This window comes from Falsihalocynthiibacter sp. S25ZX9 (assembly GCF_041205405.1).
GTDB classification, from domain to species: Bacteria; Pseudomonadota; Alphaproteobacteria; order Rhodobacterales; family Rhodobacteraceae; genus Falsihalocynthiibacter; species Falsihalocynthiibacter arcticus.
The window spans coordinates 1-2,087 of the sequence record NZ_JBGFCD010000051.1; the positions used below are offsets into that span (position 1 = coordinate 1).

Here is a 2,087-nt window from a genome sequence, read left to right on the forward strand (position 1 = left end):
CGATTGACGATGGCAATCACGACCTGACTGGGACCGTGCTTCTTGTCAGTGACAACGCCGATCCGGCGGTATTTGGGCTGGGGGATACGGTGACTGCGGATGTAAGCGGCTTGGCCGATGACGACGGGTTGGGCACGCTGCGCTATCAATGGTTGCGCTCGGGCGAGAAGTTTGAAGGGGCGCAAGAGGCCACTTATACGCTCACGGATGAGGACGAAGGCCATGTGCTGACGGTTCTCGTTTACTTTAATGACGGCGCTGGATTTCATGAGGCAGTGACCAGTGTTGCGGTCCAAGTTGCGGGCTTTACTGGCCTTGACATGCTGGGCACAACGGCGGGCGATACCCTCATAGGTACCGCAGAAAATGATCGTCTGCGCGGTCTGGAGGGCAACGACATTTTGGTTGGCGGCACCGGCACGGACATCCTGATGGGGGGCGACGACAACGACTTACTCTATGGTCAAGACGGCAACGACACCCTCGAAGGTGGCCATGGCCATGATGGCCTGCGCGGCGGTGACGGGGCAGATGTCCTCAACGGCGGCACAGGCATCGACCGTGCTGAATATATCTCGCAAGTGCGCGCAGATATTGGCTATAGCAGCAGCAACACGGGCGAAGCGGCGGGCGACAGCTACATCTCGATCGAAAACCTGCTGGGCTCCAACTTCGCGGACTATTTGGCAGGAAATGGAGTGGCCAACACCCTCTGGGGCGACAATGGCAACGACGTTTTGGTCGGACGTGGCGGCAATGATGCGCTGTACGGTGGCGACAATAACGACACGCTCTACGGCGGCGAAGGCAATGACAGTCTCCACGGTGGCGCGGGGGCGGATATTCTGCGCGGCGGGGATGGAACCGACCGGGCCGAGTATTCCCATACATCGGTGGGCGTGCGCGCGGATCTTGGGTATAGCAGCAGCAATACGGGCGAAGCAGCGGGCGACAGCTACTTCTTGGTCGAGAACCTGCTGGGGTCCTCACATGCGGACATTCTGGCGGGAGATAGCGGCGCCAACACCCTTTGGGGCGGCAGCGGCGATGATGTTCTGGTCGGGCGCGACGGCAACGACAGGCTCTATGGCGGCAACGGCAACGACAAACTGTATGGCGGTGATGATAACGACGTTCTAAACGGTGGCGCGGGCGCGGATATCCTGCATGGCGGGGCTGGTTACGACAGCGCCGAATATAACACGCAAGTGCGCGCGGACCTTGGCTATACCGGCACCAACACAGGCGAAGCGACGGGCGACAGCTACGTCTCGGTCGAGAACCTGCTGGGCTCCGCACAGGCGGATTTTCTGGGCGGGAACGAAGGCGCCAACGGGCTTTGGGGGCAAAACGGTAACGATGTCCTGTCCGGACGCGGTGGCAACGACAGGCTCGACGGCGGCAACGGCAACGACAGGCTGTACGGCGGCGACGGAGGCGATGTTCTAAACGGTGGCGCGGGCGCGGATATCCTGCATGGCGGGGCTGGTTACGACAGCGCCGAATATAACACGCAAGTGCGCGCGGACCTTGGCTATACCGGCACCAACACGGGCGAAGCGACGGGCGATAGCTACGTCTCGATCGAGAACCTGCTGGGCTCCGCACAGGCGGATTTTCTGGGCGGGAACGAAGGTGCCAACGGGCTTTGGGGGCAAAACGGTAACGATGTCCTGTCCGGACGCGGTGGCAACGACAGGCTCGACGGCGGCAACGGCAACGACAGGCTGTACGGCGGTGATGATAACGATGTTCTAAACGGTGGCGCAGGAAACGACAGGCTTGTCGGCGGAGACGGGGCCGATACCTTCGTGTTCAACACGGCATCAAACAGCGATACCATCAGCGATTTCGATGCGCTGGATACATTGCGTATCGAAAACGGAGCCCAGAGCCTAGCGGATCTGACCTTCACCGATACCGCCGCCGGACTGCAAGTTAGCTTCGCAACGGTCAGCATCTTCCTCACCGGCCTCGACCGCGCAGACCTCACCGCAAGCGACTTTGATTTCGTTTAAAGAGGCGCAATTGAATGCATAAAGGGGCGGGCTTAAGAGGCTCGCCCCTTTCGTTTGCGAGGGCGTTGG

Annotated in this window: 1 protein-coding gene; it reads left to right on the forward strand. The window is 60.6% G+C overall.

What is annotated here, in order from left to right:
* Positions 1-2,018, forward strand: a 2,018-nt coding sequence (locus AB9F29_RS21170; protein WP_369757160.1) for a calcium-binding protein, incomplete at its 5' end; no start/stop codon positions are given.
* Positions 2,019-2,087: the final 69 nt, after the last annotated feature.